Origin of the sequence: Hungatella sp. SB206 (genome assembly GCF_051132295.1) — a bacterium.
GTDB lineage: Bacteria > Bacillota > Clostridia > Lachnospirales > Lachnospiraceae > Hungatella > Hungatella effluvii.
The window spans coordinates 4,782,608-4,807,874 of sequence record NZ_CP096603.1 but is presented as its reverse complement, the minus strand read 5'-3'; the positions used below and the strand labels follow the sequence as shown (position 1 = coordinate 4,807,874).

Here is a 25,267-nt window from a genome sequence, read left to right as displayed (position 1 = left end):
GGAGCGGAGCGATGGAGTGTAAGTTCAATCAACAGGAATTAGAGAAGATCAGAGAATGGGTATACGGCCATAAAGAGGAATTAAAAGAAGATTTAAGACGGCTGGTGGCTGTCCCAAGCGTCTCCGAACCGGACAGCGGTGAGAATCCGTATGGGAAGGAATGCAAAAAGGTTTTGGAGGAAATGATGGCGATCGCTGTCTCATACGGCCTAACAGCGACCAACTATGAATATCACTTTGCCGGAATGGGACTGCGCCCTTACGTCTATGGGGAGAATGCGATCTCTGTATGGAACCATCTGGACGTAGTGGCGGCGGGAGACGGCTGGACCTTTCCGGCTTATGAGATGAGCGAGAAAGACGGTTTCCTGATCGGAAGAGGAATCCAGGACAATAAGGGACCGGCCGCGGGCGCACTGTACGCGCTGCGGTATCTGAAGGAAGAAGAGGAGCGCCTGGGACTCCGTCATAATTTTGTACTCTTTACAGGCTGCAGCGAAGAGCGGGGCATGGAGGATATGGAGTACTTTATGAGCCATTACAAAATGGATGGCTTTCAGCTGGTGGCAGACTGTGCCTTTCCGCTGGGACATGGGGAAAAGGGGATTTTAAATCTTACTTATGAAAAACAGCTGGAGCCGGACAGCCTGATTCTGGGGCTGTCCGCCGGGAGCAGTGTAAATTCTATTCCGGGTGAAGCGCACATCCGGCTCAAAAAGGTTGCCGGGCTTATGGAAGCTCTGCAGCATTTGGAAAAGAATAGGATTACCGTGGAGGAAGAACCGGAGAGTGTGAAGGTGAAGGCGCTTGGAATCGGGTGCCATGTCGGATTTCCGGAAGGAAGCGTCCATGCGCTGTATGTCCTGACGGAAGCGCTGCAGGATCTGGAATTCTTTCAGGAAGAAGACAGAAGGCTGTTTCAGTTCCTGTGCAGGATGAACGGTGATTTCTATGGAAACGGTGCTGGAATTGCGTGTGAGGATGAGCTTTCAGGAGCGCTTTGCGGAGCGCTGAACATAGCGCGGTATCAAGAGGACGGATCGAAAAAGTACGTATGGATGCAGTCGGATCACCGTTATCCGATTACCGGGGCTGCGGGGGCAGAGATTGGAGAGCGGCTGGTGCATCTGGCCGGACTTTACGGCTGTAAGGCTGTCATTAAAAAGGATGAGAAGCCTTATTATCTGGACCCGGAGAGCGATACGGTGAAAACGGTGATGAGCGCTTACCGCGCGGTAACTGGAAAGGACAGCAGGCCGTTTACCATGAGTGGGGGAACCTATGCCAGAAAACTGCCGAACGCCGTATCGTATGGCATGTCAATGGAAACGAAGAGAATCTATCAGGATCCGAAAAGACCGGGCGCTTCGGGCGACTGTCACCAGCCTGACGAGTCTCTGGACTTTTCCCAGCTTTTGGAGGCTGTTGTCATTTATATTGCCACCCTGCTTGCACTGGATTAAAGAAAACACACGCAAGCATTGGTTGGGGGATAATCAGGAGGAATTGTGATGAATAAGAGAGAACGTGTATTAGCGGTACCGAATAACGAGGAAGTGGACTATGTTCCGGGCTGTTTTTGGCGGCATTTCCCGCCGGAACAGAGCCATGGAGAGATTTTTATCAGAGAGCAGATCAAATTTTACAGGGATATGGATCTGGACTTCTTAAAAATATCCTGTGACGGATATTTTGGCTGGCCGGAAAAGACACTTATAAACTTGGAGAGCGCCAGGCAGCTTTACGGGATGAAGCCGATCGGAAAGGATCACCCCTTTATACGGGAGCAGGTCGAGCGGGCGAGAGCCATTGTCAGGGAATTAAAGGGAGAATGCTGTATTTTTTACACCATGTTCTGTCCGCTGTCTTATCTGCGGCTGGAGGTGGGCTGGGATAAAATGATGGAATGCATGAGAGAAGATCCGGATGCGGTCCGCTACGCCTGTGATATCATAGCGGAGGATGTATGCAGCCTGGTGGAGGGGTTACTGGAGGAGGCCGGATGCGACGGAGTATTCTATAGTGTTCAGAACGCAGAGATCACCAGATTCACCTACGATGAGTACCGCAGCTGGGTAACGCCAAGCGACAAAAAAGTGCTGGCGCAGGCCAATACGCCCGGGCATTATACGATTCTCCACTGCTGTGGCTGGGACGCGGATGAGGCAGGAACCACCAACCGGATGGAGGTATGGAAGGATTATGAGTCGGCTTTAGTCAGCTGGGCCATGTATGTAGACCACCTGGATCCGGTACAGATCCGGGAATTCTTCGGAGGGAGAGCAGCGTGGGGCGGTTTTGACAACCGCAGATGCGGAGTGCTCTACAAGGGAGACAAAGAGGCGATAGAGGAAGAGACCAGGCGGATCATCGCGCTGGGCGGCAAAAAAGGGTTTATATTGGGGCCGGACTGCAGCCTGCCGGACGATATCGATCCGGAACATATCAAATGGGTGCTGGAAACAGCAAGGAGGTGCATCTGATGTATCAGGCAAACGAAAATCGTTACGGACAGATGAAGTATTTTCACTGCGGGAACAGTGGGCTTAAGCTTCCGGCCGTATCGCTGGGATTGTGGCATAATTTTGGAAGCAGGGATAATTTTGACAATATGAAGGCAATGTGTTACACTGCATTTGACCATGGAATCACCCATTTTGATCTGGCCAATAATTACGGTCCTGTGTATGGAAGCGCGGAAGAAAATTTCGGCAGAATCATGGAGCAGGAGCTGCATCCGTACCGGGATGAGCTGGTAATCAGTACAAAAGCAGGGTACGATATGTGGCCGGGGCCGTATGGGGATGGAGGAAGCAGAAAATACCTGATCTCCAGCCTGGATGCCAGCCTGAAACGGATGAAGCTGGACTATGTGGATATTTTCTACCATCACCGCATGGACCCGGATACGCCTCTCATGGAAACCATGATGGCGCTGGATCAGATCGTCAGGAGCGGAAAAGCTCTGTATGCGGGCATTTCCAATTACGATCAGGAGCATACGAAAGAGGCAATGGCGATACTGTCAGATTTAAAGTGTCCATTTATCATCAATCAGAGCAGCTATAATATATTCGACCGCCATATCGAGACAGACGGATTAAAGACGTATGCAAAAACTCACGGCTGCGGCATTATCGCATTCAGCCCTCTGGCCCAGGGGATGCTGACTGAGAAGTATCTTCATGGAATCCCTGAGGACAGCCGGATCAGACGAGACGGACGTTTCTTAAAGGAGAGTGCGCTGACTGAAAAACGGTTGTCCCAGATCCGTGCTCTTCATGAAATAGCGGAAGGAAGAGGGCAAAAGCTTGCCCAGATGGCATTGTCCTGGGTATTAAGAGACGGTGACGTGACGAGCGTGTTAATCGGTGCTTCGAGGCCGGAGCAGATTGTGGAGAATATAAAAATAATCGACAGGACAGAATTTTCAAAAGAGGAGTTGGAGGCAATTGAAGAAATCTGTAAATGAGAGAGTAAAAGAGGCCATGAAGGAGCAGGGCGTTGACCTGCTCCTCATAACGCCATCCTCAGATATGGTTTATCTGCTGGGAAATTGTATGATGTCGGATGAGCGTCTGAATGTTTACGTGGTACCGGCGGAAGGGAGAGACTTCCTGTTTGTCAACGACATATACGGACAGGAGGCGGCCGGATGGGGCATTCCGGAAACAGAAGTGGTTACGTGGAAGGACGGTGAAAATGCGGTCTCCTTACTTCTGGAGCAGCTAAAGAAAAAGAGACTTCCATGCGGAAAAATAGGTGTCGGCGCATCAATGCCGGCTGGATTTCTGGTTCCGCTTCAGGAAGCATTTTTTCAGACACGCTTTGTCCTCCATCGTGAGATCCTGGGCCGGATGAGACGATATAAAAATGAACAGGAACAGAGCCTCATGGAGGAAGCCTGCAGCAGATGCACGGAAGCGTTAAAGGCGGTTATGAAGGCCGGCAGCGGCTGGATTGGTAAAACGGAGGGAGCGTTTGCCGATGCCCTTTGCAGGGAGATGGAGCAGCGGGGGATATCAGAGGCAGGAGCCCTTGTCTGTGCGGGAACCCATGCGGCGGTGCCTCATTATACGGGAAAAGATGGCGTCATTTCAGCGGATGCGTGTCTCCTGGTGGATTTTGGAGGCAAATACATGGGATACTGCTCAGATATGTCGAGAACCTTTTATTTCTATGGCGGCAGCGGAGAGAACGATAAGAGACGGGAGTTCGAGGCCGTGTATGGAATCGTGCTGGCGGCGCTGGAGGCCGGGCAGGGGGCGGCAGTCCTGGGCGGACGGATGGAGGATGTTGACAACGCGGCGAGAAGTGTGATCGCTGGAGCCGGCTACGGGGAGTATTTCACCCACAGGACAGGGCACGGGATCGGAATCGATACCCACGAGGAACCGTGCGCTGCTTCCGGTGATAAAAGTGTAATTGTGCCCGGACTCGCGTTCTCCGTGGAACCGGGCATATACCTGCCCGGAAAATTCGGAATCCGAATTGAGGACCAGATATTTATGACGGCGGACGGCGCCAAAGTTCTCCATGACTATCCACGAAATGAGTGGCTGGTGTGCGGGTGACGGGCTGTGTTCTGCAATAAAATGCGATATGGGCAGTATTTATATGCAGTATTTATGGCGTGGAGGAAATACAATGGATTGTGCAAAAGTGGGCCGCTTGATTATGCAGTTCCGAAAAGAAAAAGGAATGACGCAGCAGCAGGTCGCAGACCTTTTAGGAATCAGCAACAAGACTGTCTCCAAGTGGGAGCGTGGTCTGGGCTGTCCGGATGTATCGCTGTGGGATGATCTGTCCACGGTGCTGGGCGCCGACATATTAAAACTGCTTCAGGGAGAATTGAGTCCCAACCGTCCGGATGTGGGCAAGCTGGAAAAAACACTCTTCTATGTATGTCCCACCTGCGGCAATATTCTTGTAAGCACGGGAACCGCGTCGATTTCCTGCTGCGGGAGAAAGTTAAAACCGTTAATTCCGGTTACGTGCTCGGAGGAGCATAAGGCTGTCCTGAGGGAAATTGACTTGGAGTATTATGTGACCGTGAATCATGATATGCGCAAGGATCATTATATTTCTTTTGCTGCCCTTGTCTACCATGACCGTATCTATTTAAACCGGCTGTATCCGGAGCAGAACCCGGAATTCCGACTGCCGATGGTAAGGAAGGGCGGGTATTTATATCTTTACTGTACACAGCATGGGCTGCAGAAGTGCCCGATCGCGCAGATCACCAGGGAACATGAAAGGATCACGGACTGAAAGAGCTGTTATCAGAGACGGCGGTTTTGAGTAAAATCAAAATCGCCGTTTTTTTTCTATTTTTCTGTTGACATTTTCCTAAAATGTGGTATTGTTTAACTAGAAATATTAATTAATTGAATTAATACATAAACCGAAGGAAGAAATTAATTCAAAAATAAAAAAAGAAGAGGAGAACAGCGATGAAATTTTTTGTTGACACAGCGAAAGTGGAGGATATCAGAAAGGCAAATGATATGGGAGTTATCTGTGGAGTAACCACAAACCCATCTCTGATTGCAAAAGAAGGAAGAGACTTTAACGAGGTTATCAGAGAGATCGCTTCCATCGTAGACGGACCGATCAGCGGCGAAGTGAAGGCTACCACGACAGACGCAGAAGGCATGATTAAAGAGGGACGTGAGATTGCTGCGATCCATCCGAACATGGTAGTTAAAATCCCGATGACAGTAGAAGGCTTAAAGGCCGTTAAGGTGCTGACCGCGGAAGGCATTAAGACAAACGTAACGCTCGTATTCAGCGCGAACCAGGCACTGCTGGCAGCCAGAGCCGGTGCGACCTATGTATCTCCATTCTTAGGACGTCTCGATGATATTTCCATGCCAGGCATCGATTTAATCGAAACCATTGCAGAAATGTTCAATGTGGCGGGAATCACAACTGAGATCATCGCAGCAAGTGTCCGCAATCCGATCCATGTCATTGACTGTGCCCTTGCCGGAGCCGATATCGCCACCGTTCCTTACAGCGTAATTGAGCAGATGACAAAGCATCCGCTGACAGATCAGGGAATCGCAAAATTCCAGGCTGATTATAAGGCAGTATTCGGAGAGTAAGAGGAGGACACGGGATTGAGCGACTATCTGGAACTAGAAAAAACAGCCAATGAGATACGAAAAGGCATCGTGACGGCGGTTCACAGCGCAAAGTCCGGCCATCCGGGCGGATCACTGTCGGCAGCGGACTTATTTACCTGGCTCTATTATAAAGAAATGAACATCGATCCGGAACAGCCTTTAAAGGACGACCGTGACCGTTTTGTATTATCGAAGGGCCATGTGGCGCCCGGATACTACTCCACACTGGCACACCGTGGATTCTTTCCGGTAGAGGATTTGAAGACACTGCGTCATACCGGTTCCTATTTACAGGGACATCCGGACAGAAAGCATATTCCAGGCGTGGATATGTCCAGCGGTTCTCTGGGACAGGGAATCTCCGCCGCGGTCGGTATGGCACTCTCTGCGAAACTGCAGAAGAAAGATTACCGTGTTTATACACTTCTTGGCGACGGGGAGATCGAGGAAGGACAGGTTTGGGAAGCTGCTATGTTCGCAGGTCACAGAAAGCTGGATAATCTGGTTGTGATTGTGGATAACAACGGACTCCAGATCGACGGCCCGGTGGATGAGGTTTGCTCCCCCTATCCGATTGACAAGAAATTTGAGGCATTTAATTTCCACGTAATCTGCATTGACGGCCATGACTTTGCCCAGATCGAGCAGGCATTTGCAGAGGCAAGAAATACAAAGGGAATGCCGACCGCCATTATCGCAAAAACCTTAAAGGGCAAGGGAGTTTCCTTCATGGAAGGAGCTGTAGCCTGGCATGGTGCCGCTCCAAACGACGAGCAGTATCAGGTGGCAATGGCAGATTTGGAGAAAGCAGGTGAAGCGTTATGCCAGAGATGAAAGAACAATCCGTAAAGAAGATCGCTACGAGAGAAAGCTATGGCAGCGCTCTTGCGGAGCTGGGAAAGCTTAATGACAAAATCGTGGTCCTGGATGCCGATCTGGCAGCCGCGACAAAGACGGGAGTTTTCAAGAAGGTATTTCCGGAACGCCATATCGACTGTGGTATTGCAGAATGCAACATGATGGGCATTGCCGCCGGCCTTGCTGCAACAGGCATGGTTCCATTTGCAAGCACCTTCGCCATGTTCGCAGCCGGCAGAGCGTTCGAACAGGTTAGAAACTCCATCGGATACCCGCATTTAAATGTAAAGATTGGTGCGACTCATGCAGGAATCTCCGTCGGTGAGGACGGCGCGACACATCAGTGCAACGAGGACATCGCTCTGATGAGAACGATCCCCGGCATGGTAGTGATCTGCCCGGCCGATGACGTGGAAGCGAGAGCCGCCGTCAAGGCCGCGGCCGAGTATGAGGGCCCGGTTTATATGAGGTTCGGCCGTCTGGCTGTGCCGGTGATCAATGATAATCCGGAGTATGAATTTAAGATCGGAAAGGGCGTAGTCTTAAAAGAAGGCAGCGACTTGACCATCGTGGCTACCGGTCTGGAAGTTGGCCACGCACTGGAAGCTGCAAAGCTTCTGGCCGCAGACGGAATTGACGCCGAAGTGATCAACATTCATACCATTAAGCCTTTGGACGAAGAGCTTATCATTAAATCCGCGAAGAAAACTGGACGCGTGGTGACTGTGGAAGAGCATTCCGTCATAGGCGGACTTGGAAGCGCTGTCTGCGATGCCCTGTCGGAGAATGCTCCGGTACCGGTCTTTAAGATTGGCGTCCGTGACGTATTCGGTGAGTCTGGCCCGGCTGCGGAGCTGATTCATAAGTATGAATTGGATGCAGAGGGAATATATAAGCAGATTAAGAGTAAGTGGTATTAATAGAAACAGAAGCAGGAGCAGTAATAGGAAATGAGCAGCAGGCCGTGATATGGAAGAGTTGGTTCCCGTATCACGGCTTTTTTGCGTGAAAGGAGAGTGAAGATTTTACGCAAAAACGATTAAGCAAGACGGCTTTTTCTGTATCGTAGATCAAGTTCATAGATTTGTAAGAAATTATAAAACGGTATGCAAGTCAGAAAGTTAAGGAAATAGTCATTGACATTTTTAGAAATCCGTTTTATAGTATCCATAGAATAAAGAGGGCGTACAGTCCTTTATGAGCAAAGGAGTGGTTGTTATGTTGGCAAACGGAATGAAAAGGGTGAAAACAAGATAATGATAGAATAGACAGGGACTGGCGTATAATAGCTTTATTTTGCTGCGCACGGCTTGTTGTCGTGTTTTTTTTGTACCATTTTTCGGGATTCCGGGGAAATGGGACGTATGGCCCTGTCGGCTCATAAAGGAGATTATGATTTGGAAAGAGAAAATTGCATATTGATCAGCAACGGTAAAAACTGGATTGAACAGGCGGCGGTCGACCAGCTTCATGGAGTCGCGAATCTGCCGGGAGTGGTGAGGACGGTAGGGCTGCCGGATCTGCATCCGGGAAAGACTCCAGTAGGAATGGCGGTGTTAAGCAGGGAGCGGTTCTATCCCCATTTAATCGGCAACGATATCGGATGCGGGATGAGTCTGTTTTCCACAGGTGTGAAGCAGAAGAAATTCCGTATGGATAAATGGGAATCGAGGCTTAACCAGGTTCGGGAGCTGAGCGATATTCCGTGCGATAACCCTTATGAAGAAGTTTGCCCCATCAGGGATTTGGGAACCATCGGCACAGGAAACCATTTTGCAGAGTTTCAGTGTCTGGAACACGTTTACAGAGAAGAGGAGGCCAATCGCCTGGGACTGCTTCATGGGCGCCTTATGTTACTGATCCACAGTGGTTCCCGGGGATATGGGCAGGAGATTTTAAACCGGTATTATTCGCCGGAAGGACTGGCGGAAGGCTCGAAGGAGGCGGAGGACTATTTGAAGGAACACGACTCGGCGATTCTGTGGGCCGGAAGGAATCGCATAGTGACTGCGGAAAAGCTGCTGGCATGGCTGGGTGTGGAGAGGGAGGTAACTCCGCTTTTGGAGAGCTGTCATAACTATCTGGAACGGACGGAGGATGGCTGGCTTCACCGGAAGGGAAGTGTATCGACGAAGCAGGGAGCCGTGGTTATTCCGGGATCCAGGGGAAGTCTGACCTATGTATGTGTACCGGCGGCGGACACGTCCGTTTCCCTGGACTCTGTGTCCCATGGCGCGGGCAGAAAATGGGCCAGAAGTATCTGCAGGAGCAGAATTGACCAGAAATACGACAGGGATTCCATCAGGAGCACAAAGCTCAAGAGCCGCGTAGTCTGCCATGATACCAATTTACTGTTTGCCGAGGCGCCGGAGGCCTATAAAAATGTGGAGCAGGTGATTGCTTCCCTTGAGGATTACGGACTGATTACTGTTGTTGCGACGCTGCGGCCGCTTATTACATTTAAGGGTTAGGGGGCTGCGCATGAGAATACAGATAAGTTCCGGCCAAGGGCCGGCAGAATGTGAACTGGCGGCAGGCCTGCTCTATGAGGAATTAAAGAAGGAGGCTTCCGATATCCGGCTGATTTCCTTCACGCAGGGAAAGAAACGGGAGGGATTTTCCTCGATTGTGTTTGAGACAGAACACGATTTTACCGGCCTGGAGGGCAGTGTACTGTGGATTTGCAGGAGTCCGTACCGTCCGGAGCATAAACGGAAGAACTGGTATGTGGATGTGAGTATTTTAGAGGCGGTGCCGCGGGTGACAGAGGAGAAACTGGTCCGTTTTGAGACCTTTCGAAGCGGCGGAAAAGGCGGCCAGAATGTGAATAAGGTGGAGACTGGTGTCCGTGCCATCCACATTCCTACAGGAACCGCAGTGGTATCCACGGAGGCCCGGAGCCAGCATATGAATAAACAGATTGCATTGAACCGCCTGTGCGAAATTCTGGCGGAAATGAACATGGAGAGCGGACGAAGGGAAAGGAACCTGGCCTGGATGGAACATGCCAGACTGGAGCGTGGAAATCCGGTTCGGGTATATGAGGGAAGATCGTTCCGGCTTAAGACTGAGAAAAATGGGGGATAAGACAGATGGAACAGGAGACAAGATGCGGCTGGTGCCTGATTAATGAACCGATGATCCAGTATCATGACAGCGAATGGGGCGTACCGTCTCATGACGACGGAAAGCATTTTGAGTTTATGCTTATGGAGGTCATGCAGTGCGGGCTTAACTGGAACATGATGATACAGAAGAGGGAAATATTCAGGAAATGCTTCTATGGCTATGATTTTAAGCGGATTGCAGAGTTTGGCGAGGAGGAGATCGCTGAAATCCTTCTCGTCCCCGGCATGATCCGTTCCAGAAGAAAAATCATGGCAGTCATAGACAATGCCAGACAATTTATGAAGGTAGAGGAGGAGTTTGGCAGCTTCGACCGGTATCTTTGGGGCTTTACGGATTATAAGACGTACGTTTACCGCAGGCACCAGGAGGGCGAGGCGGAAGCGAGGAACGAATTATCGGATCAGGTGAGCGCGGATTTGAAAAAGCGAGGCTTTAAGTATATGGGGTCCATCACGGTATTTTCTCATCTGCAGGCCTGCGGCATCATCAATGACCACCATCCGGATTGTTTTAGGTATGAAGCGCTTCTGAAAGAGACGGAATGGGAGTATCGGTAAGAGAGACGGCAGAAGGGCTTTTGAGATGCAGACCGATAGAAGGAATAAAAAATGAAAAGCGAGGTGCTGGAATGGCAAAAAAGGAAACTGTAACACAGGGAGACTTATTTGAAGTACTTGATATGATAGAACAGCTGGGAATCCGTTACTGGCTGGATGGAGGCTGGGGCGTGGACGCGCTTGTTGGCAGGCAGACGAGAGAACACAGGGATGTGGACATCGATTTCGATGCCGCATGCACCGAGAAATTACGGCAGAAGCTGGAAGAAAAAGGGTATAAAGTAGTAACAGACTGGACTCCTGTCCGTATAGAGCTGTACCATCCCCAATTGAGCTATATCGACATTCACCCATTCGTCGTAAATGAAGACGGAACAGCAAAACAGGCTGACCTAGAAGGAGGATGGTATGAATTTGAGGCCGATTATTTTGGCAGTGCCGTTTTAGACGGAAGAGAGATACCGTGCATCTCAGTGAAGGGGCAAAAGATTTTTCATACCGGCTATGAGCCGCGGGAAGTGGATAAACATGATATGAAAAACATTGAAGAACTGATGGGCGGCGTTTCGTAAAGCGGGCTTGATGCAGGAATTTAAAAGATAAAAAACAGCAGGGAGCGACAATATCGATCGTCGCTCGCCTGCTGCTTCGTTATGATGCAGATGTACGGCACAACGTACAAAATGCACTACACCTCAGGAAAACACCTGAAGATAATCAAATTACCGTCAGGATCCCGGTTTTTACCGGGAAACCAGTCCCCTCTCTTCGTTTTCCAGAAATTCCTTAGTCCGGCTCCAGTAACGGATGCCCCAGTTTTCAAAATTCCATTCTTCCATATAATCGTTGCACTCATAATCAATATAATACAGTGCGTCGTTCTGTACCACAAAATTGGCAGGAAAATAATCGATATTCGTGTTTGCCGGGTAGAGCCTGCCGCACATATCCTCGATCTGGCGGAAATAATCCGGCTTCACCTGATCGCAAAGAACCAGATCGTAGATGGTATTTCCTTCTATGTACTCCTTCAAAATCCGTTCATTTTCCCGATCGACATCGTACAGTTCCGGAATCAGGATTCCGATATCGAGAAGCCTTTTGTAATCTCGCAGCTCCGATTCCAGCTTATCGCCGAACTGGTAATAGTCGCAGGGCTCGTGATGAATCTGCTTTAATACGAAGGAACGGGCGCCGTCTGTGACGAGATAGGAGTAGCCGCCTTTTCCCTTTCCAAGGAGGCGGATAACCCGGTATTCCTTCTGATTGACTGTCAATGTCTCAGGCATGCCACCGTCTTCTAGCTTCTCGATGAAGTGGACCGGATACTTGTTCCAGTATTTTTTGTAGACGCGGTTCTGGTCTCCGTCAAAATTAAGCTGGTACATCCGAAATATCACCAGAATATCTTTGGGCTGCCACTGTTCCTCATAAGAGTACTGATAGATCATGCCGATCTTCTCCATGACCCGGCCGCTTCCCGGATTCTCACGGTCATGAGTGGCGGTAATGTAGGGTAAATCTGTGGTTTTTAGTTTCCGGATCAGCGCCCGGCCGGCTTCGGTCATGATTCCCATCTTCCAGAACTCTTTTTTCAGACCGTATCCCAGGTCGTGGCTGTCGTCATCGCTGACGTTGATATATCCGATGGGGATATCATCTGTTTTGAGGCAGACCGCGTAGTGGTAACCGCTGGGCTGCTCGTAAGTACTTAAATAGTGTTCTTTGAGATACTGCCCGGCCTCCTCCAGCGATGTCAGCGGGAACATGGGCAGAAAATGATTGACTTCGGGATCGCTGAGTATGGCGAACAGCGCATCGGCGTCACGCTCTGTAAATCGGCGCAGCCGCAGGCGTTCGGTTTCAATGACAGGAGTATTATCCATGTGTGTCTCCTTTTTCTGTTGTTTTTTGTATTCGTGTAAGGGTCAATTTTTCTTTACCCCGTTTTAATGCCCTAATGCTTAATGCCCCCAGAGATTCTGCGCCACCTGCACGGCAGATTTATCTGCGATTTCCGCGATCTTTTCTTTTGACTCTTTCATGCCGTTGTTGATCCAGCAGCGCAGGACTCCGGTCAGGCCGAAGGTGATGAACTCGATGAAATAGGTGAGTGTCACATCGTCGATTTCGGGATACTGTTTCTTGAAAACGGCGGTTCCGTTGTCAGAAATGAGCTGGTGGAAGCGGTTGACGAAATCACTGGACGCACTGTTTTCAAACAGAATTCTGGCAATTTTTACGTTTTCTTCAATATATTGTATAACAGGCAGCAGGATGGGCATCAGCGATCCGTTCTTTGAACTGCACAGGAAATTATCTATCATATCCTGGAAATCAGCCAGTACGTCGGATTCCATCTTCTGCAGCAGATCGTAAGTATCGGTGTAATGATTGTAGAAGGTTCCCCTGTTTAGATCAGCCCGTTCCGTGATGTCCTTGACGGAAATATTTTTAAAATCTCTCTCGGTCATCAGCTCGATCAGGCTGTCTTTTAACATTTTCTGGGTCCTGCGGATTCTCCGGTCCTCTTTCTGTGATTCCATATTCTTCTCCTCACAATCCTGTTTAAAAACAAAATTTATCAGTTTCGATTGATATTAAACACAAATGCAAATAAGTGATGCTTAACGTACAAAGCAGCGAATCGTTGCTTATTGAAATATACCAACAAGTGAATTATAATACACATGTGTTCAAAAGTCAATGATTGTACAATAATCAAAAGGTGGGCAATAATGAAAAGAAACAGCGATATTTTCAATCAGGTGATTCGGTTTATTGTGTATCACGGGAAGATCATTGAGAAGGTTTTCCTGGTAACCACGATTCTCTGTGCCATTTGTTTTCCGTTTGTAGGGGTGAATTATGATCTGAGCAAATATCTGCCGGATTTTGCACCGACCAAACAGGCGCTGGATGTGATGGAAGCGGAGTTTGGTTATCCCGGTATGGCGCGGATCATGGTTAAGGACGTATCTTTACAGGAGGCGAAACGCATCCGGGAAGAGATATCCGCGGTCGATGGGGTGGATCTGGTACTGGGCTCCGACGTCTCGACCGACGTCTATATGGGAGCGCCGTTCCTTAATGAAAGCATGACGGAGTTCATCGGCGTCGATCTGCTGGCAATCGATGATTACTATAAAGATGGGAATGCCCTGATGGACATCGTCTTTGAAGATAAAGACGGAGAACCGCGCACCAATGCGGCCATCGAGGAGATCTACCGGATCGTCGGAAAGGACCGGGGCTGTTTTGCAGGAAGCGCAGTGTCCAGCAAGGAGCGTGAGGCCTCGATTACCAGGGAGATCACCATGGCGATTGCCATGTCAATCGTTATCATATGGCTGATCCTGACACTGACGACCACGTCGTGGATGGAGCCGTTCCTCTTTATCTTCGTAATGATCGTGGCGATCGTTTTGAATATGGGATCGAACATCGTCTTCGGAACGATATCCTTCTTTACCTTCTCCACGGCGGCTATTCTGCAGCTGGCGGTGTCGATGGACTACTCCATTTTCCTGCTGCATACCTTTACGGCCCTGAAAAACAGGGGCATGGAGATCCATGAGGCCATGGTGGAGGCGATCAGGGAATCCTGCAGTTCCATTCTCGCCAGCGGAGCGACGACGATCGTGGGATTCATCGTCATTGCATTTATGCGTTTTACCATTGGTAAGGACGTCGGATTCGTCCTGGCAAAGGGTATCATATGCAGCCTTCTTACCGTACTTCTGCTGATGCCGACGCTTATTCTCCGGTTTGACGACAAGATCGTGAAGACGGCGCATAAGCCGCTTATTGCCTCATTTGATGGATTTGCACGGGCCATGTACAAGATCCGGGTTCCGGTGTTCCTGTTAGCGGCCCTGTTAGCGGTTCCCTGTTATTTCGGCCAGAGTATGAATAAGTTCCTGTACGGCGACGACGCCATCGGCGCGGGGCCGGGAACGCGGGTCTATGAGGACACGCAGGAGATTAACAGCCTGTTTAAAAAGTCCAATATGACAATCTGTATCGTGCCGAACGGTTCCAGTGTGACGGAAAAAGAACTGGCGGAGGAACTGGAGAATCTGGATTTCGTCAACTATGTGATTTCCATGTCGGGCACCATGCCGAACGGGATTCCGGAAAGCTTTCTTCCCGAGGATTTAACCAGCCAGCTTCGCAATGAGGATTACGCCAGAATGCTGATCTCCATGGATACGCTGCAGGAGAGTGACTATGCCTTCGAGTGCAGTGCCAGACTGGAGGAGGTCGTACATAAGCATTATCCCGAGCATTCCTACGTAATTGGAATGACGCCTACAACCATTGATATCAGGGATATTCTGACGGAAGATTATAATAATGTATCGCTGCTGTCTCTGGCCGGTGTGGCGCTGGTAGTATTCATTACCTTCCGGTCGATCCTGGTTCCGATCCTCGTGATCGTACCCATCGAAGTTGCCATCTATTTAAATATGACGCTGCCCTACGTGATGGGGGACAGCATGATCTATATCGGCTACATTATCGTCAGCTGCCTGCAGCTGGGGGCCACCATCGATTACTCGATTTTGATGACAAACAACTATCTGGCATTTCGTAAGGAAAAAGGCCGCCGGGAGGCTGCGGTCGCCGCTGTCAACAAGAGCACGCTGTCTATCATGACATCGGGCGGTATTTTGATGGTAGTTGGCTATCTTTTGTACTTTACTTCGTCCATACAGGCGATCTCCCAGGTAGGGCGTCTGGTAGGGCGCGGGGCATTTTTGAGCGTGACACTGGTTCTGTCCCTGCTTCCGGCCCTCCTGTCCGCATTTGATAAGCAGATTAAGCGGCAGCAGGAGAAAGCGGATGCGCGGAAAGAGAGAAGACGGAAACGTCTGGCGGCGGCTAAAAATCTGACGGGGGCGAGGAATGTGACGTCGAACAAGAGTGCGGTGTCGGAGAAGAACCTGGCGCTGGCGGAAGGTGTGACATCCGAGAATAGTCTGACACCAGCAGAGCGTCCGGCTCCCGCGGCAGGAAAAGGCAGTTCAGAGGAAAACATAACTCCAGCGCAGACCGGAGAGTCAGATCAGAAGGAAAAGGGAGATGACAGCCATGAGGAAGAGTAAACGGATTTCAGCGTTTGTTTTAGCAGCAGTGCTTGCATGCGGCCCGACCATGGAGGCGGGAGCGGCGGCAGACACCCCGGTCTGCGATGAGACGCTTTATATCACCATGGACCCCTATGGGGAGATAAAAGAGAGCAGTGTCGTAAAAAGCTACACCACGAATGGAAGCAGCCAGATTGTCGATTACGGCACGTACAACAGAATTACCAATATGACAGATCACGCCGAACCGGTGACGGACTCGGAGGGTAAGCTTACTTTCAACCTGGAAAATTCGGAGGATCGCTTCTATTTTGAAGGCGGCACGGATACCACCAGGGAAGAACTCCCCTGGAATATCCAGGTGAGCTACCGTTTAAACGGACTGGAGAAGAAGGCGGAAGAGCTTTACGGCGCGGCCGGCCTGGTGGAAGTGAATGTGGATCTGACACCGAATAAGCAGGTATCGGATTATTACCGCAATAACATGGTTCTCATGGCTGGAACCGTTGTGGATATGGATAAAAACCTGAGTCTGGAGGCAGAAGGCGCTCAGGTCCAATCGATGGGCAATTTAAACGCGGTTATATTTTTCGCGCTTCCGGGAGAAGAGCAGCACTACTCTATCCGAATCGGAACGAATGATTTCTCTTTCAGCGGTGTCGTGTTTACCATTGTTCCGCTGACCGCGGCCCAGCTCGATAAGGTGGGGGATTTGCGCGAGGCGAAGACGACCCTTGAGGACTCGGCGGATGCCATCAGCGGCAGCCTGGACACAGTGTTTGATGCGTTTAACAGTATGCAGAAGAGTGTGGAAGATACGGCCGACGGCCTGCGCGGACTCGATCACAGCCGCCAGCTTTTCGCAGACTCCAAGGGTAAGGTATACGCCGACGCTGACGAGGCTCTGGCTGGCCTAAATGAATTGTCCCAGCAGTTTGAACCATTTTCCGGGCATATGAAGGAGGCAGAAAAATTCCTCGATACCATGAATTCCCATGTAAATGAGTTGACCGGCCATCTCGACGACCTGTCGCCGGATCTGGAGGACATGAAGGCCACCATGCGGGATTTAAGAGATGATTTACGGGGAATCAGTTCCATGTTAAACAGTCCCCAGGTGGATCTGGGAGCACAGGCATTTCTGCAGCTGATGGAAAAGACAAAAGCAGATTTAGAGACCTTCAAACAGTCGCAGGCAAAGCTGGATGGCGGCGTGAGTGCGCTGGCGCCTGCACTTGCCGGACTGGTCGCATCGACCGGCGGGCTGAGCGGTAAAAAAGCGGAATATTTCAGTGAGGACAGCCTGGAAGATTTAATCGGCGAGATGGAGAGCGCAGGCGTGAATCTGGGAGATGAGGATGAGGTCGCTTCCTATTTAAGAAATGAGGTTGGCATGGCCACCGATGAGATCGATGCGCTCATGAGATATGCGTCTCAGGCACTATATGAGACCGCTACTGCATCCCAGCCAAACACGGGTAATATCGCCGCTGCGGTTCGCGCAATCGTCGAAGGCTTCCATGGCACTGCGGGAAACACCGGACTGATTACGGATATACAGACCATGATCGGACAGACAGAGGTCCTTTTGCAGGCAGCCGCTTCCCAGAAAGGAAATGCGGTGGGATTGCTGCAGAATACGGCGGATATGTCCCATCTGGCAGCCAGTATGTGCAACACGCTGGACGATATCATTTCCGATGCAGACAGCCTGACCAAGACGGTCAACTACTATCACGAGGATACGCTGGATACTCTGAGGGATCTGGGGAAAATGACAGACACCGCCGCCAGGAGTTTAAAATCCCTGACCGTGTTCTGCACCTCCTTTGAAAACCAGATGAAAACGGTGGGCGATTCCTTAAACGCCAGCACTCAAAAGACACTAAACGGTCTGGCAGGAACCCTGGATGGAATGGGAAACGGGCTGGATCAGACAGATGTGCTTAAAAATGCAAAGGATACAATCAAAACGCTGATCGACGATAAATGGGATGAGTATACGACAAAGGATACCACCATTTTGAATATCGATATGGACGCAAAGCCGGTATCCCTGACTTCGGAGAAGAACCCGTCCCCGCGCACCGTGCAGATCATTCTGCGCACCGGTGAAATCAAGGAAAAGGATAAGAGCACCGCTGCAGAGGTGGATGAGAGCTACCACCCGGAGGGAAATGTGTTCCACCGCATCGCCAGTATCTTTACGCGGATCTGGAATATGATTACGTCGCTGTTTCATAAATAAAGAATTGTGAGAAAAGGTTCCGGAGCTGTTAAAAGCGGCCGGGGCCTTTTCTTTATGGGATATCTAAACATCGGGCGCGATATGACATTGCATTTGACAGAGTAGTACAAAGGCATTAAAATTGATAGAATATAAAGCATATTCATATATTAACAGGAATCGCGGCAATCCTGTGTGGCTGCCCGATCGGCGGCCTCGAAGTGTATTTTTAAGGAAAACATGGAATACTACCAGTAAAAACAGGGCAAAAGGACGGGAGAATCATATGTGCGGACGATATTATGTGGATGACGAGACGGCGCGGGAGATCGAAAAATTAGTGGAAACAGTCAATGACAAGCTTCGTCTGGAGCGGCTGAGAAAGGATATTCATCCCACAGATGAGGCGCCGGTTCTGGTGGCGGGAGACCGGGAAATGAAGCTGGAATGGCAGCACTGGGGCTTTCCTAATTTTCAGGGGAAGGGCGTGATCTTTAACGCCAGGTCTGAAACGGTGCTGGAAAAGAAGATGTTTCGCGAGAGCATTCTGCATCGGAGAATCATCATTCCCTGTACCTGGTTTTATGAGTGGAACCGGAAAAAAGAGAAAGTGACATTTTACCGGGAGGACGCTCCGGTGATCTTCCTGGCCGGTTTTTACAATGTGTTTGGAGACGAAAAGAGATTTACGGTTTTAACGACGGAAGCCAACCAGTCGATGGTCAGCACCCATGACCGGATGCCGTTTATCGTCGAGCCGGATCAGATGAAAGACTGGGTACTGGATGACACAAAGTTCAGCGGAATGCTGAAACAGACCCCGGTGCTGCTGGAAACGAAACAGGAATACGATCAGCAGGAACTGAAATTTCTATAGCAATTTACGGCAGAAAGAAGCATATCCTTTACAAAGAGTCTGAGGCGGAGGGGTATGCAGGTGAAACAGACGGGCAAATATCTGCTCCTGTTTGTAACAGGGGGCCTTCTATATAATATCATAGAGATTTTACTGCGTGGCTGGAGTCACTGGACCATGTTCATTCTGGGCGGCGTCTGTTTTATCTGCCTTGGTTTGATCAATGAACTGCTTCCGTGGACGCTGCCCCTGTGGAAGCAGATGCTTCTGGGGGCGGCGATCATTACATATTTTGAATTGATTACGGGGTGTATCGTCAACATCTGGCTGGGGTGGAATATCTGGGATTACAGCGGACTGCCCGGTAACATCCTTGGGCAGATCTGCCCGCAGTTTTCCTTCTTATGGCTCTGGATCAGCCTTGCCGGGATTGTTCTGGATGACTGGCTGAGATACTGGCTTTTCGGAGAGGAGCGGCCCCGTTACAGACTAGTATAGCGTTTCGAAATTAACCAGACTAAAAACGCAGGATAGATTTTCGAGAGTGCCGGACTAAAAACGTAGGCGTAGCGGGCTACGCTGAGGCTTTTAGTCCGGTGCTATCGGAAATATAGACAAGTTTATAGTCTGGTTAATTTCGAAACGCTATACTAGTATGAGACGACCGCTAACGTGAGCCGGGACACGACTGTCCACGAACTGTCATATGATATCTTAGAGACGCTTATGTTTGCGCATGAAAGGAGCGGCTTTCAACAGTGGAAGACGTCAGCCTCCCTTCGGCCGGAAACATGAGGAAAGGAGATAATCAGATGAAAGATATCACATTGTGCCATCCCCGTCTGCAGGTATTGGCCGCCAATATGGTGGAAGAGTGCAGAAAACAGGGACTGGCAGTTAAAATAGGCGAGACGCTGCGCACCAGAGCGGAGCAGGATGCGCTTTACGCACAGGGCCGTACAAAACCAGGCAGTATCGTGACCAATGCGCCGGGAAGCTCTTACAGTTCGTTTCATCAGTGGGGAACCGCCTTTGACATCTATCGAAATGACGGGCAGGGAGCCTATAACGAGTCCGGCGGCTTTTTCGAAAAAGCCGGCGCGGTAGGTGTGTCGTTGGGCCTCATATGGGGTGGAAACTGGAAATCGATCGTGGACAAGCCGCATTTTCAGCTGGCCGATTGGGGCAGCTCCACGGAGGGGATCAAACGGCTGTACAAAGACCCTGCTGAATTTATGAAAACCTGGGTTACGGGAAAGGCAAAGACAGGCTGGATTGAAGATGTGTACGGCCGCTGGTACCGCCATGACGACGGAAGCTATACGAAAAATGACTGGGAAAAGATCGACGGTAAATGGTACTGGTTCAATGAATCGGGATACGCCTACCGCAGCCAGTGGGTGCTGAGTAAAGAGAAATGGTATTATTTAGGCGAGGACAATGCCATGGTTACAGGCCTTCAGGTGGTCGATAACAGCGCATACTTTTTTGATGAAACCGGGGCAATGGCTACCGGGAAGATTACGCTGGAGACAGACGAAAAGGGAGCACTGCGCGGCTGAGAAGCCGGCGGAAAGGCGGCAGGAGTTTTTGAAACTGCCGCCTTAAAATGGTAAAAGATCAGGGGACCGGAGAGGGATTGCACTCAGCTGTTCCCTGGCTTTTCCGTTTATGAAGTGTCTCCCGGTGTCATTTAAAATACTGGGAGTATGCAGACAGAAATAAATCATACTCATTTTTCTCTGTAATCCAGATAATTACGTAGTATTCTTCGATTCCAAGGCGGGAATAGGCTTCCAGTCGATGATTGCCGTCATTTAACTCGAATTCCCCTCGGTTTTGCCGTCCTCGATCAGGTAGTGGACGATTAATGGGGGCATATCCGTTTCTTTCTTAAGAACCTCCGATAGCTCGTTTACATGCTTCTCAAACCATTCCTCATTAATCCGCCATTTCATGTTTTCTTCAGGGCCGCAGCAGCGGGTCAAGAGCCATAAGGGCATTTATAGTATTCATCAGCTAACTGTTCAACGCTGGCGCCCGCATTAAATTTTGACTTGATGTCACGATTGCGTTCTATGAGATACTGTTTATATCCCGACGTCTCGCCCCATGCACGTTTTTTGTCACTCGATGGGATATAGACCAGCTTGCCGGATACGTACTTCTGTATTTGCTTTAATAGCCGTTCGGGAAAGAGATCTCTGCCGTTTTCGTATTTCAATTCTATCATCTCCTTTCAAGAGTATTCTATCGGAGTATTGCTGTATTTGATATAGAACGAATTTGTATAGTTGTTTTTTACCTATGATTTTGCAGGGGAGGCAGCACGCAGCCGACAAAAAGAACCGGTGTGTCAACACGGTAGCGGTGGGGAATACAGGTACATTAGAGCATCAGCAGCATGCATAAAGGGCAGGATAAGCCACTGGAAGGTAAGTCAGGATTTCTCAGATAAAATAAACGTCTGTATATATTTATCCATATTAGAGAAAGCCTGCTTTTTCAACTGCTTCTGAAGAAAAATCAGCAGGACACAAACCGCTAGACCGCATAGCCCGCCAAAAAAGCCGGGAAGCGTAAAACTGAAGATGCCAATACATGAAATACCGGCCAGGATTATAAGGATAAGCGCGTGAATGAACGTTAAAAACCTGTCCCTTATATAGGTTAATTCAAGCAGAGAGTCGGAGCAGTCTACGCGAAATGTGCATTGAAACCGATAGATTCCGTTTTCTATAGTTTTTATCGTTCTGATTCCGGGAATTGCATTTTTATTGTGGTAAAGGCTGATTATTTACCAGGAGTCCATACGTGCTGTCTGCGAAGATGAGAAGCGTTTCAATAATTCCCATTCTTTCATGTGACAATGGTAGGTAAGTTGTGATTTCATAAGATCTCCTTATTGGAAATTACATGCCTTCGCAGAACATAGGCAACATTATCTTTTCCATTCCATCGGCGTAAACCTAAGGCTATTAACCGTCTGCTCCACATCTATATCATGGAGACCTAACTTGTGATATACGGGACGGAATGGGGGTGATAAGACAGGTATCGAACTGATTAAAATGATTTTAACATACAATGAACGAAATGGATACAAAAAGTGAGGGCGGTGAGTAGAGAAGCCTGTCATATTGAAGGTGTGTTCCCCTTATTTTGTAAGAGATTTCATAAAATTTATACTTTCTCCTGCGATCACATCCGGCATTTCGTCGTGAACGTAGTGGCCGCAGTCTAAAAACATATAGTGGGCATTCTCAAAGGATGAAAGATAATCTGTTACAGTATCCCGCCAGCCGGGAGTTACCTGGGAACCATCGGAAATGAAATAGTAAACAGGGATTTTTACGGGTTTACCCAGACTGTCAACGTTTACGGCATTATCATAACAGGATCTGGCCTCGTCAGCCATGCTGCCGGTCATAAAGCTGCGCATAACAACCGCTCTGTACATTCCCTTTTCTTCATCAGATAAGACATCCATAGTCATGGCCGGGTCCGTATTGTAGATTTCAGGCTGAAGCCGCACCAGACCGGACCGGTAAAAGAACGAAAGGAGTTTCATATGATCGGCGGTGTCCTCCAGCAATTGCTTTCCCCAGGAAAGATAAAGGGTGGGCACTGCGGCATCAAGGCCGATGATGGCTTTTACCTCATCGGGATATTTCTGTCCCCAATAGAGCGCTTCGATGCCGGACAAAGAGTGAGGAAACAGAATATAGGGACCATTTTCCCCGGACAGCGTCAGGGCCGAGCGTGTCTCCTCCAGCACGGTATCGATATCTCTGGGAACGTCTGCGGTCTCACTGAACCCATAACCGGCTCTTTCCACGACTACGATGTGGTACTGATCGCTTAATCTGCTGTAGAGCGCCTTAAAATCCAGAGCAGGGGCAGCAGTTCCCGAGCCGGACAGAAATACAAGTGTTTCATTGCCATTGCCTTCGCCATACACATGCATCTGGTGGCCATTTACTTCCACCATTTTTCCGACAGGCGGATAGTTTCTGCTTTCGTCCCATAGACTGATTTTATGAAAGCCATATAAGGCCCCGCAGAGGATTACAGGTACTGCCAGCAGAAATAGTATAATTCTTAGGATTCGTCGTCTTAAACGCATTTGTTATTACCTCCTCAACCATTTTAGTCTATCACATAAGGCCCAGTTGCTGTAACTGCCTGACGGGCAACTTTCGGTTGCATTGACTAATATATTTCCATTGCAGCGTGACATTGGGGCAATCTTCATGGTTTGCGGACTCTGGAAGCAGAGACGGCAATTTGTGATTGGCTGATTCTCATGTATAGGCTATAATAGAATCCAGAAGAGTTCAATCAATCACAGAATAAGGAGGCTCAAATGAAAAAGACGTTTGAGAGCTGCGGACATTCTTTTGACGCAGAATTTTTTTCGGCCGAAAGCTCTTGTATGATCCGTTTCTATGACAGCAAAAATGAAGACTTTGGCGGTTCTCTCCATGATTTGGTGATTGCAGAACCGAGTTACGGTTTTTTGCTTGTACAGTATATCGGCGATGATGCTGTTATGAGCGGAGTGTTAAATGAAAAGTATTTTTCGAAAAATATGACGGAGGATATCCTCTGTTTTCTGGAGGACAGTCTGCCGCAATGCAGAAATGTCTACTTCCCGTATCATATCGATTTTGCTGCGGTTACCGGATGTGATGAGTACAATGGGGAGTATTCTGCCTGAGCGATCGGGCGCGATTTGCAGTTTCCAGCATATGGTTCCCCATGTGCCGGAAGAAGTCCGTTCAGAGAATCGTAAAGAATCAGAAATAAAAAGCACCCGGCTAATTCGGATGCTTAAAATTGAATTCAATTTGATTGTAATCCTCAGTATCAGCCACAAAAGGTTTACCGACCGACAGCTTTTCGTTGATTTCCCTCTGTGTTACGTAATATTCATTTCTAGCCTTCATTAAGATCGAGGCGCGGGAATCCTGAGATGAGTTTTGGAACCAGTAGAGCAGCAGCGACTCTTCTTCAGATAACAGCTTTTCGACTACGGTTCCTGCTTCTTCGGGTCTCAATGCAGTAATGAGAGGTTGGTTCAGTTCTGGTAAATCAAATAGATTGTAGATCGTCGTTCCCAGTGCCTTCGCGATGGTCTCCATGTAAGCGGTTTTTACATTGATGACAGTTCCGTTGATAATTCGATTAAGAGTGGTAGCTGGGATACCTGTTAAAGCAGATAGCTGTGTTTTATTAATATCCTTTAGCTTCATATACATTAAGATTTTATTGTTTACCATTTGTGCAACCCTCCATAATGGATTATAGCAGAAATGGAAAAAAATGTAAATAAATGTCGAATGGATGGAGGAGGAGAATTTATTTTCGTATATAATAGAGCAGAGCACAATTCAAGTGTATACAGTCAGATTATCCGTAAGCTGAAGCAAAAAGGTTGGGTGAAGCAGGTTTGCAATGAGCATAACAACAGGAAATATAATCTGTTTTTTACCGAGGCAGGCTGGCAGGTATTTCGCGATCATGATAATTTTAGGAAGTCCTGTTATAAACGCACCTTTCAGGGATTGGCGGCTGGTTTGGCAGCACCGATAGTAATACTTTCGCACGAAAGAACTCGGGCGTCTAACCGAATATTCATATCTGTATCTGTAACAGTTTTTGAATAAAAGAACTATTTCTGTGAATACTTTTCGTATATTATGGATATACGAGGTATTTTGCTATGAATAATAATAGAGACAGAGTTTTGTTATTTACAGAGGAGTTTACGAAAAAACACGGGTATACGCCAACAACATATCAAATTTCAAATGAACTGTATATACCGCATGATAAGGTATTCTCTATAATGGAAGCTTTAAGGGCCGATGGGAAAATCCAGATCAACAGGCCGTTATAAGCATCTTGAATCAGTTTCTCTCGCAGTATACAAATATATAGGGTTAAAATGATCGAAAATAAGAGAGTAGCCTATGGTATTCGCTTTTCTTTCAATAGTTCTGCAGAGGTGTATCTTTTTGCGGTCCGTCCAAATATCGTGATAGCTAGCGTAAAAAACACCAGTTTTGTGTTATTATATTGGCGACGAAACCAAACGACACAAATCGAAGGCTTTATGAAGAATCCAAAGGATATGGCAGCATTTATCTATGGAATCCGTGACGAGGTGATTTTGCTTGGGCTGGATATCATCTGAGAGACCCTGGAAGACTGTGAGATTGTAAAAACAGGCCAAAAGAAACTAGTTACATCACTGGGTAAAGTCTCGTTCCGATAACACTGTTTAAACGCAAGGAGACCGGAGAGAGATGCTATCTGCTGGAAAGGATTATGGGAATAGACAGCCATGAGCGTCTGACCGAAGATTCACAGCCTGAAGTTTCCGGAAGAGTCAAAACCGGTAAAAAAGAAGGCTGTGA

At 48.7% G+C, this 25,267-nt stretch carries 27 protein-coding genes; 20 read left to right on the top strand and 7 right to left on the bottom strand.

Features of this window, described 5'->3' with window-relative positions:
• Nucleotides 1-11 precede the first annotated feature (11 nt).
• The 12 genes from M1L66_RS21380 to M1L66_RS21325 all read left to right on the top strand — a co-directional run bounded on the left by M1L66_RS21380 (nt 12) and on the right by M1L66_RS21325 (nt 11,244).
• Nucleotides 12-1,463, top strand: coding sequence for a Sapep family Mn(2+)-dependent dipeptidase (locus M1L66_RS21380; protein WP_434688078.1), 1,452 nt, complete (start codon nt 12-14; stop codon nt 1,461-1,463).
• Between the two features lie 48 nt (nt 1,464-1,511).
• Entirely contained in the window at nt 1,512-2,483 is a 972-nt protein-coding gene (locus M1L66_RS21375) for a uroporphyrinogen decarboxylase family protein (RefSeq protein ID WP_434688076.1), read from the top strand.
• The gene (gene mgrA / locus M1L66_RS21370) at nt 2,483-3,472 is read left to right on the top strand and encodes an L-glyceraldehyde 3-phosphate reductase (protein WP_279288616.1); all 990 of its coding nucleotides are present in this window, start codon (nt 2,483-2,485) and stop codon (nt 3,470-3,472) included. Before M1L66_RS21375 ends, mgrA begins: the two co-directional genes overlap by 1 nt.
• Entirely contained in the window at nt 3,453-4,574 is a 1,122-nt protein-coding gene (locus M1L66_RS21365; RefSeq protein WP_434688074.1) for a M24 family metallopeptidase, read from the top strand. Before mgrA ends, M1L66_RS21365 begins: the two co-directional genes overlap by 20 nt.
• A gap of 73 nt (nt 4,575-4,647) precedes the next feature.
• Nucleotides 4,648-5,271 (top strand): helix-turn-helix domain-containing protein, encoded by a 624-nt coding sequence (locus M1L66_RS21360; RefSeq protein ID WP_187018936.1) that lies wholly within the window; start codon nt 4,648-4,650, stop codon nt 5,269-5,271.
• 182 nt (nt 5,272-5,453) lie between these two features.
• Nucleotides 5,454-6,107, top strand: a complete 654-nt coding sequence (gene fsa / locus M1L66_RS21355) for a fructose-6-phosphate aldolase (RefSeq protein WP_055660720.1) — start codon at nt 5,454-5,456, stop codon at nt 6,105-6,107.
• Nucleotides 6,108-6,122: 15 nt separating this feature from the next.
• A complete protein-coding gene (locus M1L66_RS21350; RefSeq protein WP_117623571.1) occupies nt 6,123-6,962 on the top strand; it encodes a transketolase in 840 nt (279 codons plus the stop codon).
• Nucleotides 6,950-7,906 (top strand): transketolase family protein, encoded by a 957-nt coding sequence (locus M1L66_RS21345; RefSeq protein ID WP_187018938.1) that lies wholly within the window; start codon nt 6,950-6,952, stop codon nt 7,904-7,906. Before M1L66_RS21350 ends, M1L66_RS21345 begins: the two co-directional genes overlap by 13 nt.
• Before the next feature lie 477 nt (nt 7,907-8,383).
• Entirely contained in the window at nt 8,384-9,457 is a 1,074-nt protein-coding gene (locus M1L66_RS21340; RefSeq protein WP_187018940.1) for an RNA ligase RtcB family protein, read from the top strand.
• 10 nt (nt 9,458-9,467) lie between these two features.
• Nucleotides 9,468-10,073, top strand: a complete 606-nt coding sequence (gene prfH, locus M1L66_RS21335; RefSeq protein WP_434688068.1) for a peptide chain release factor H — start codon at nt 9,468-9,470, stop codon at nt 10,071-10,073.
• 5 nt (nt 10,074-10,078) lie between these two features.
• Nucleotides 10,079-10,672, top strand: coding sequence for a DNA-3-methyladenine glycosylase I (locus M1L66_RS21330; RefSeq protein ID WP_187018943.1), 594 nt, complete (start codon nt 10,079-10,081; stop codon nt 10,670-10,672).
• A 71-nt stretch (nt 10,673-10,743) separates the two neighbouring features.
• Nucleotides 10,744-11,244, top strand: a complete 501-nt coding sequence (locus M1L66_RS21325) for a nucleotidyltransferase domain-containing protein (RefSeq protein WP_187018945.1) — start codon at nt 10,744-10,746, stop codon at nt 11,242-11,244.
• Nucleotides 11,245-11,415: 171 nt separating this feature from the next.
• Here the strand turns inward: M1L66_RS21325 and M1L66_RS21320 are convergent, their stop codons facing one another.
• Both M1L66_RS21320 and M1L66_RS21315 read right to left on the bottom strand, forming a co-directional pair.
• Nucleotides 11,416-12,558 (bottom strand): GNAT family N-acetyltransferase, encoded by a 1,143-nt coding sequence (locus M1L66_RS21320; RefSeq protein WP_434688065.1) that lies wholly within the window; start codon nt 12,556-12,558, stop codon nt 11,416-11,418.
• A gap of 78 nt (nt 12,559-12,636) precedes the next feature.
• On the bottom strand, nt 12,637-13,218 hold the full coding sequence (locus tag M1L66_RS21315) for a TetR/AcrR family transcriptional regulator (RefSeq protein ID WP_187018946.1): 582 nt from the start codon (nt 13,216-13,218) through the stop codon (nt 12,637-12,639).
• 192 nt (nt 13,219-13,410) lie between these two features.
• Here M1L66_RS21315 and M1L66_RS21310 point away from each other — a divergent pair, with 192 nt between their 5' ends.
• The 5 genes from M1L66_RS21310 (at nt 13,411) to M1L66_RS21290 (ending at nt 20,407) form a co-directional block, all read left to right on the top strand.
• Nucleotides 13,411-15,780: an efflux RND transporter permease subunit gene (locus tag M1L66_RS21310; RefSeq protein WP_434688063.1), complete on the top strand. Its 2,370-nt coding sequence runs from the start codon at nt 13,411-13,413 to the stop codon at nt 15,778-15,780.
• A complete protein-coding gene (locus tag M1L66_RS21305) occupies nt 15,767-18,010 on the top strand; it encodes a hypothetical protein (RefSeq protein ID WP_243270149.1) in 2,244 nt (747 codons plus the stop codon). The genes M1L66_RS21310 and M1L66_RS21305 overlap by 14 nt, the downstream gene beginning before the upstream one ends.
• A gap of 265 nt (nt 18,011-18,275) precedes the next feature.
• Nucleotides 18,276-18,866: an SOS response-associated peptidase gene (locus M1L66_RS21300; RefSeq protein WP_434688059.1), complete on the top strand. Its 591-nt coding sequence runs from the start codon at nt 18,276-18,278 to the stop codon at nt 18,864-18,866.
• A gap of 54 nt (nt 18,867-18,920) precedes the next feature.
• The gene (locus M1L66_RS21295) at nt 18,921-19,343 is read left to right on the top strand and encodes a putative ABC transporter permease (RefSeq protein WP_434688057.1); all 423 of its coding nucleotides are present in this window, start codon (nt 18,921-18,923) and stop codon (nt 19,341-19,343) included.
• Between the two features lie 314 nt (nt 19,344-19,657).
• Entirely contained in the window at nt 19,658-20,407 is a 750-nt protein-coding gene (locus tag M1L66_RS21290) for a M15 family metallopeptidase (RefSeq protein WP_187018954.1), read from the top strand.
• 127 nt (nt 20,408-20,534) lie between these two features.
• On the opposite strand, the gene M1L66_RS21285 is transcribed toward M1L66_RS21290, so the two are convergent.
• From M1L66_RS21285 to M1L66_RS21270, 4 genes are all read right to left on the bottom strand, one after another.
• Entirely contained in the window at nt 20,535-20,645 is a 111-nt protein-coding gene (locus M1L66_RS21285) for a hypothetical protein (protein ID WP_434694297.1), read from the bottom strand.
• A gap of 17 nt (nt 20,646-20,662) precedes the next feature.
• Nucleotides 20,663-20,803 (bottom strand): hypothetical protein, encoded by a 141-nt coding sequence (locus M1L66_RS21280; protein WP_434688054.1) that lies wholly within the window; start codon nt 20,801-20,803, stop codon nt 20,663-20,665.
• A 26-nt stretch (nt 20,804-20,829) separates the two neighbouring features.
• Nucleotides 20,830-21,069 carry a CD3324 family protein gene (locus M1L66_RS21275; protein WP_434688052.1) on the bottom strand — a complete coding sequence of 80 codons (240 nt, stop codon included), beginning with the start codon at nt 21,067-21,069 and terminating at the stop codon, nt 20,830-20,832.
• Between the two features lie 933 nt (nt 21,070-22,002).
• Nucleotides 22,003-22,971, bottom strand: a complete 969-nt coding sequence (locus M1L66_RS21270) for an alpha/beta fold hydrolase (RefSeq protein WP_434688050.1) — start codon at nt 22,969-22,971, stop codon at nt 22,003-22,005.
• Nucleotides 22,972-23,211: 240 nt separating this feature from the next.
• Here M1L66_RS21270 and M1L66_RS21265 point away from each other — a divergent pair, with 240 nt between their 5' ends.
• Nucleotides 23,212-23,565, top strand: coding sequence for a hypothetical protein (locus tag M1L66_RS21265; protein ID WP_434688048.1), 354 nt, complete (start codon nt 23,212-23,214; stop codon nt 23,563-23,565).
• A gap of 100 nt (nt 23,566-23,665) precedes the next feature.
• On the opposite strand, the gene M1L66_RS21260 is transcribed toward M1L66_RS21265, so the two are convergent.
• Complete coding sequence (locus tag M1L66_RS21260; protein ID WP_055661024.1) at nt 23,666-24,127, bottom strand: helix-turn-helix domain-containing protein; 462 nt, start codon at nt 24,125-24,127, stop codon at nt 23,666-23,668.
• A 443-nt stretch (nt 24,128-24,570) separates the two neighbouring features.
• Here M1L66_RS21260 and M1L66_RS21255 point away from each other — a divergent pair, with 443 nt between their 5' ends.
• Nucleotides 24,571-24,747, top strand: a complete 177-nt coding sequence (locus M1L66_RS21255; protein ID WP_187018963.1) for a hypothetical protein — start codon at nt 24,571-24,573, stop codon at nt 24,745-24,747.
• 48 nt (nt 24,748-24,795) lie between these two features.
• Nucleotides 24,796-25,044 (top strand): hypothetical protein, encoded by a 249-nt coding sequence (locus tag M1L66_RS21250; protein WP_434688045.1) that lies wholly within the window; start codon nt 24,796-24,798, stop codon nt 25,042-25,044.
• The last annotated feature ends 223 nt before the right edge of the window (nt 25,045-25,267 follow it).

Excerpts from the sequence above, each read along its gene's own strand:
- M1L66_RS21380 (WP_434688078.1), top strand. The coding sequence starts at position 12 with ATGGAGTGTAAGTTCAATCAACAGGAATTAGAGAAGATCAGAGAATGG.
- M1L66_RS21375 (WP_434688076.1), top strand. The coding sequence starts at position 1,512 with ATGAATAAGAGAGAACGTGTATTAGCGGTACCGAATAACGAGGAAGTG.
- mgrA (WP_279288616.1), top strand. The coding sequence starts at position 2,483 with ATGTATCAGGCAAACGAAAATCGTTACGGACAGATGAAGTATTTTCAC.
- M1L66_RS21360 (WP_187018936.1), top strand. The coding sequence starts at position 4,648 with ATGGATTGTGCAAAAGTGGGCCGCTTGATTATGCAGTTCCGAAAAGAA.
- fsa (WP_055660720.1), top strand. The coding sequence starts at position 5,454 with ATGAAATTTTTTGTTGACACAGCGAAAGTGGAGGATATCAGAAAGGCA.
- M1L66_RS21345 (WP_187018938.1), top strand. The coding sequence starts at position 6,950 with ATGCCAGAGATGAAAGAACAATCCGTAAAGAAGATCGCTACGAGAGAA.
- prfH (WP_434688068.1), top strand. The coding sequence starts at position 9,468 with ATGAGAATACAGATAAGTTCCGGCCAAGGGCCGGCAGAATGTGAACTG.
- M1L66_RS21330 (WP_187018943.1), top strand. The coding sequence starts at position 10,079 with ATGGAACAGGAGACAAGATGCGGCTGGTGCCTGATTAATGAACCGATG.
- M1L66_RS21325 (WP_187018945.1), top strand. The coding sequence starts at position 10,744 with ATGGCAAAAAAGGAAACTGTAACACAGGGAGACTTATTTGAAGTACTT.
- M1L66_RS21320 (WP_434688065.1), bottom strand. The coding sequence starts at position 12,558 with ATGGATAATACTCCTGTCATTGAAACCGAACGCCTGCGGCTGCGCCGA.
- M1L66_RS21315 (WP_187018946.1), bottom strand. The coding sequence starts at position 13,218 with ATGGAATCACAGAAAGAGGACCGGAGAATCCGCAGGACCCAGAAAATG.
- M1L66_RS21310 (WP_434688063.1), top strand. The coding sequence starts at position 13,411 with ATGAAAAGAAACAGCGATATTTTCAATCAGGTGATTCGGTTTATTGTG.
- M1L66_RS21305 (WP_243270149.1), top strand. The coding sequence starts at position 15,767 with ATGAGGAAGAGTAAACGGATTTCAGCGTTTGTTTTAGCAGCAGTGCTT.
- M1L66_RS21300 (WP_434688059.1), top strand. The coding sequence starts at position 18,276 with ATGTGCGGACGATATTATGTGGATGACGAGACGGCGCGGGAGATCGAA.
- M1L66_RS21295 (WP_434688057.1), top strand. The coding sequence starts at position 18,921 with ATGCAGGTGAAACAGACGGGCAAATATCTGCTCCTGTTTGTAACAGGG.
- M1L66_RS21290 (WP_187018954.1), top strand. The coding sequence starts at position 19,658 with ATGAAAGATATCACATTGTGCCATCCCCGTCTGCAGGTATTGGCCGCC.
- M1L66_RS21280 (WP_434688054.1), bottom strand. The coding sequence starts at position 20,803 with ATGAAATGGCGGATTAATGAGGAATGGTTTGAGAAGCATGTAAACGAG.
- M1L66_RS21270 (WP_434688050.1), bottom strand. The coding sequence starts at position 22,971 with ATGCGTTTAAGACGACGAATCCTAAGAATTATACTATTTCTGCTGGCA.
- M1L66_RS21265 (WP_434688048.1), top strand. The coding sequence starts at position 23,212 with ATGAAAAAGACGTTTGAGAGCTGCGGACATTCTTTTGACGCAGAATTT.
- M1L66_RS21260 (WP_055661024.1), bottom strand. The coding sequence starts at position 24,127 with ATGGTAAACAATAAAATCTTAATGTATATGAAGCTAAAGGATATTAAT.
- M1L66_RS21255 (WP_187018963.1), top strand. The coding sequence starts at position 24,571 with ATGAATAATAATAGAGACAGAGTTTTGTTATTTACAGAGGAGTTTACG.
- M1L66_RS21250 (WP_434688045.1), top strand. The coding sequence starts at position 24,796 with ATGATCGAAAATAAGAGAGTAGCCTATGGTATTCGCTTTTCTTTCAAT.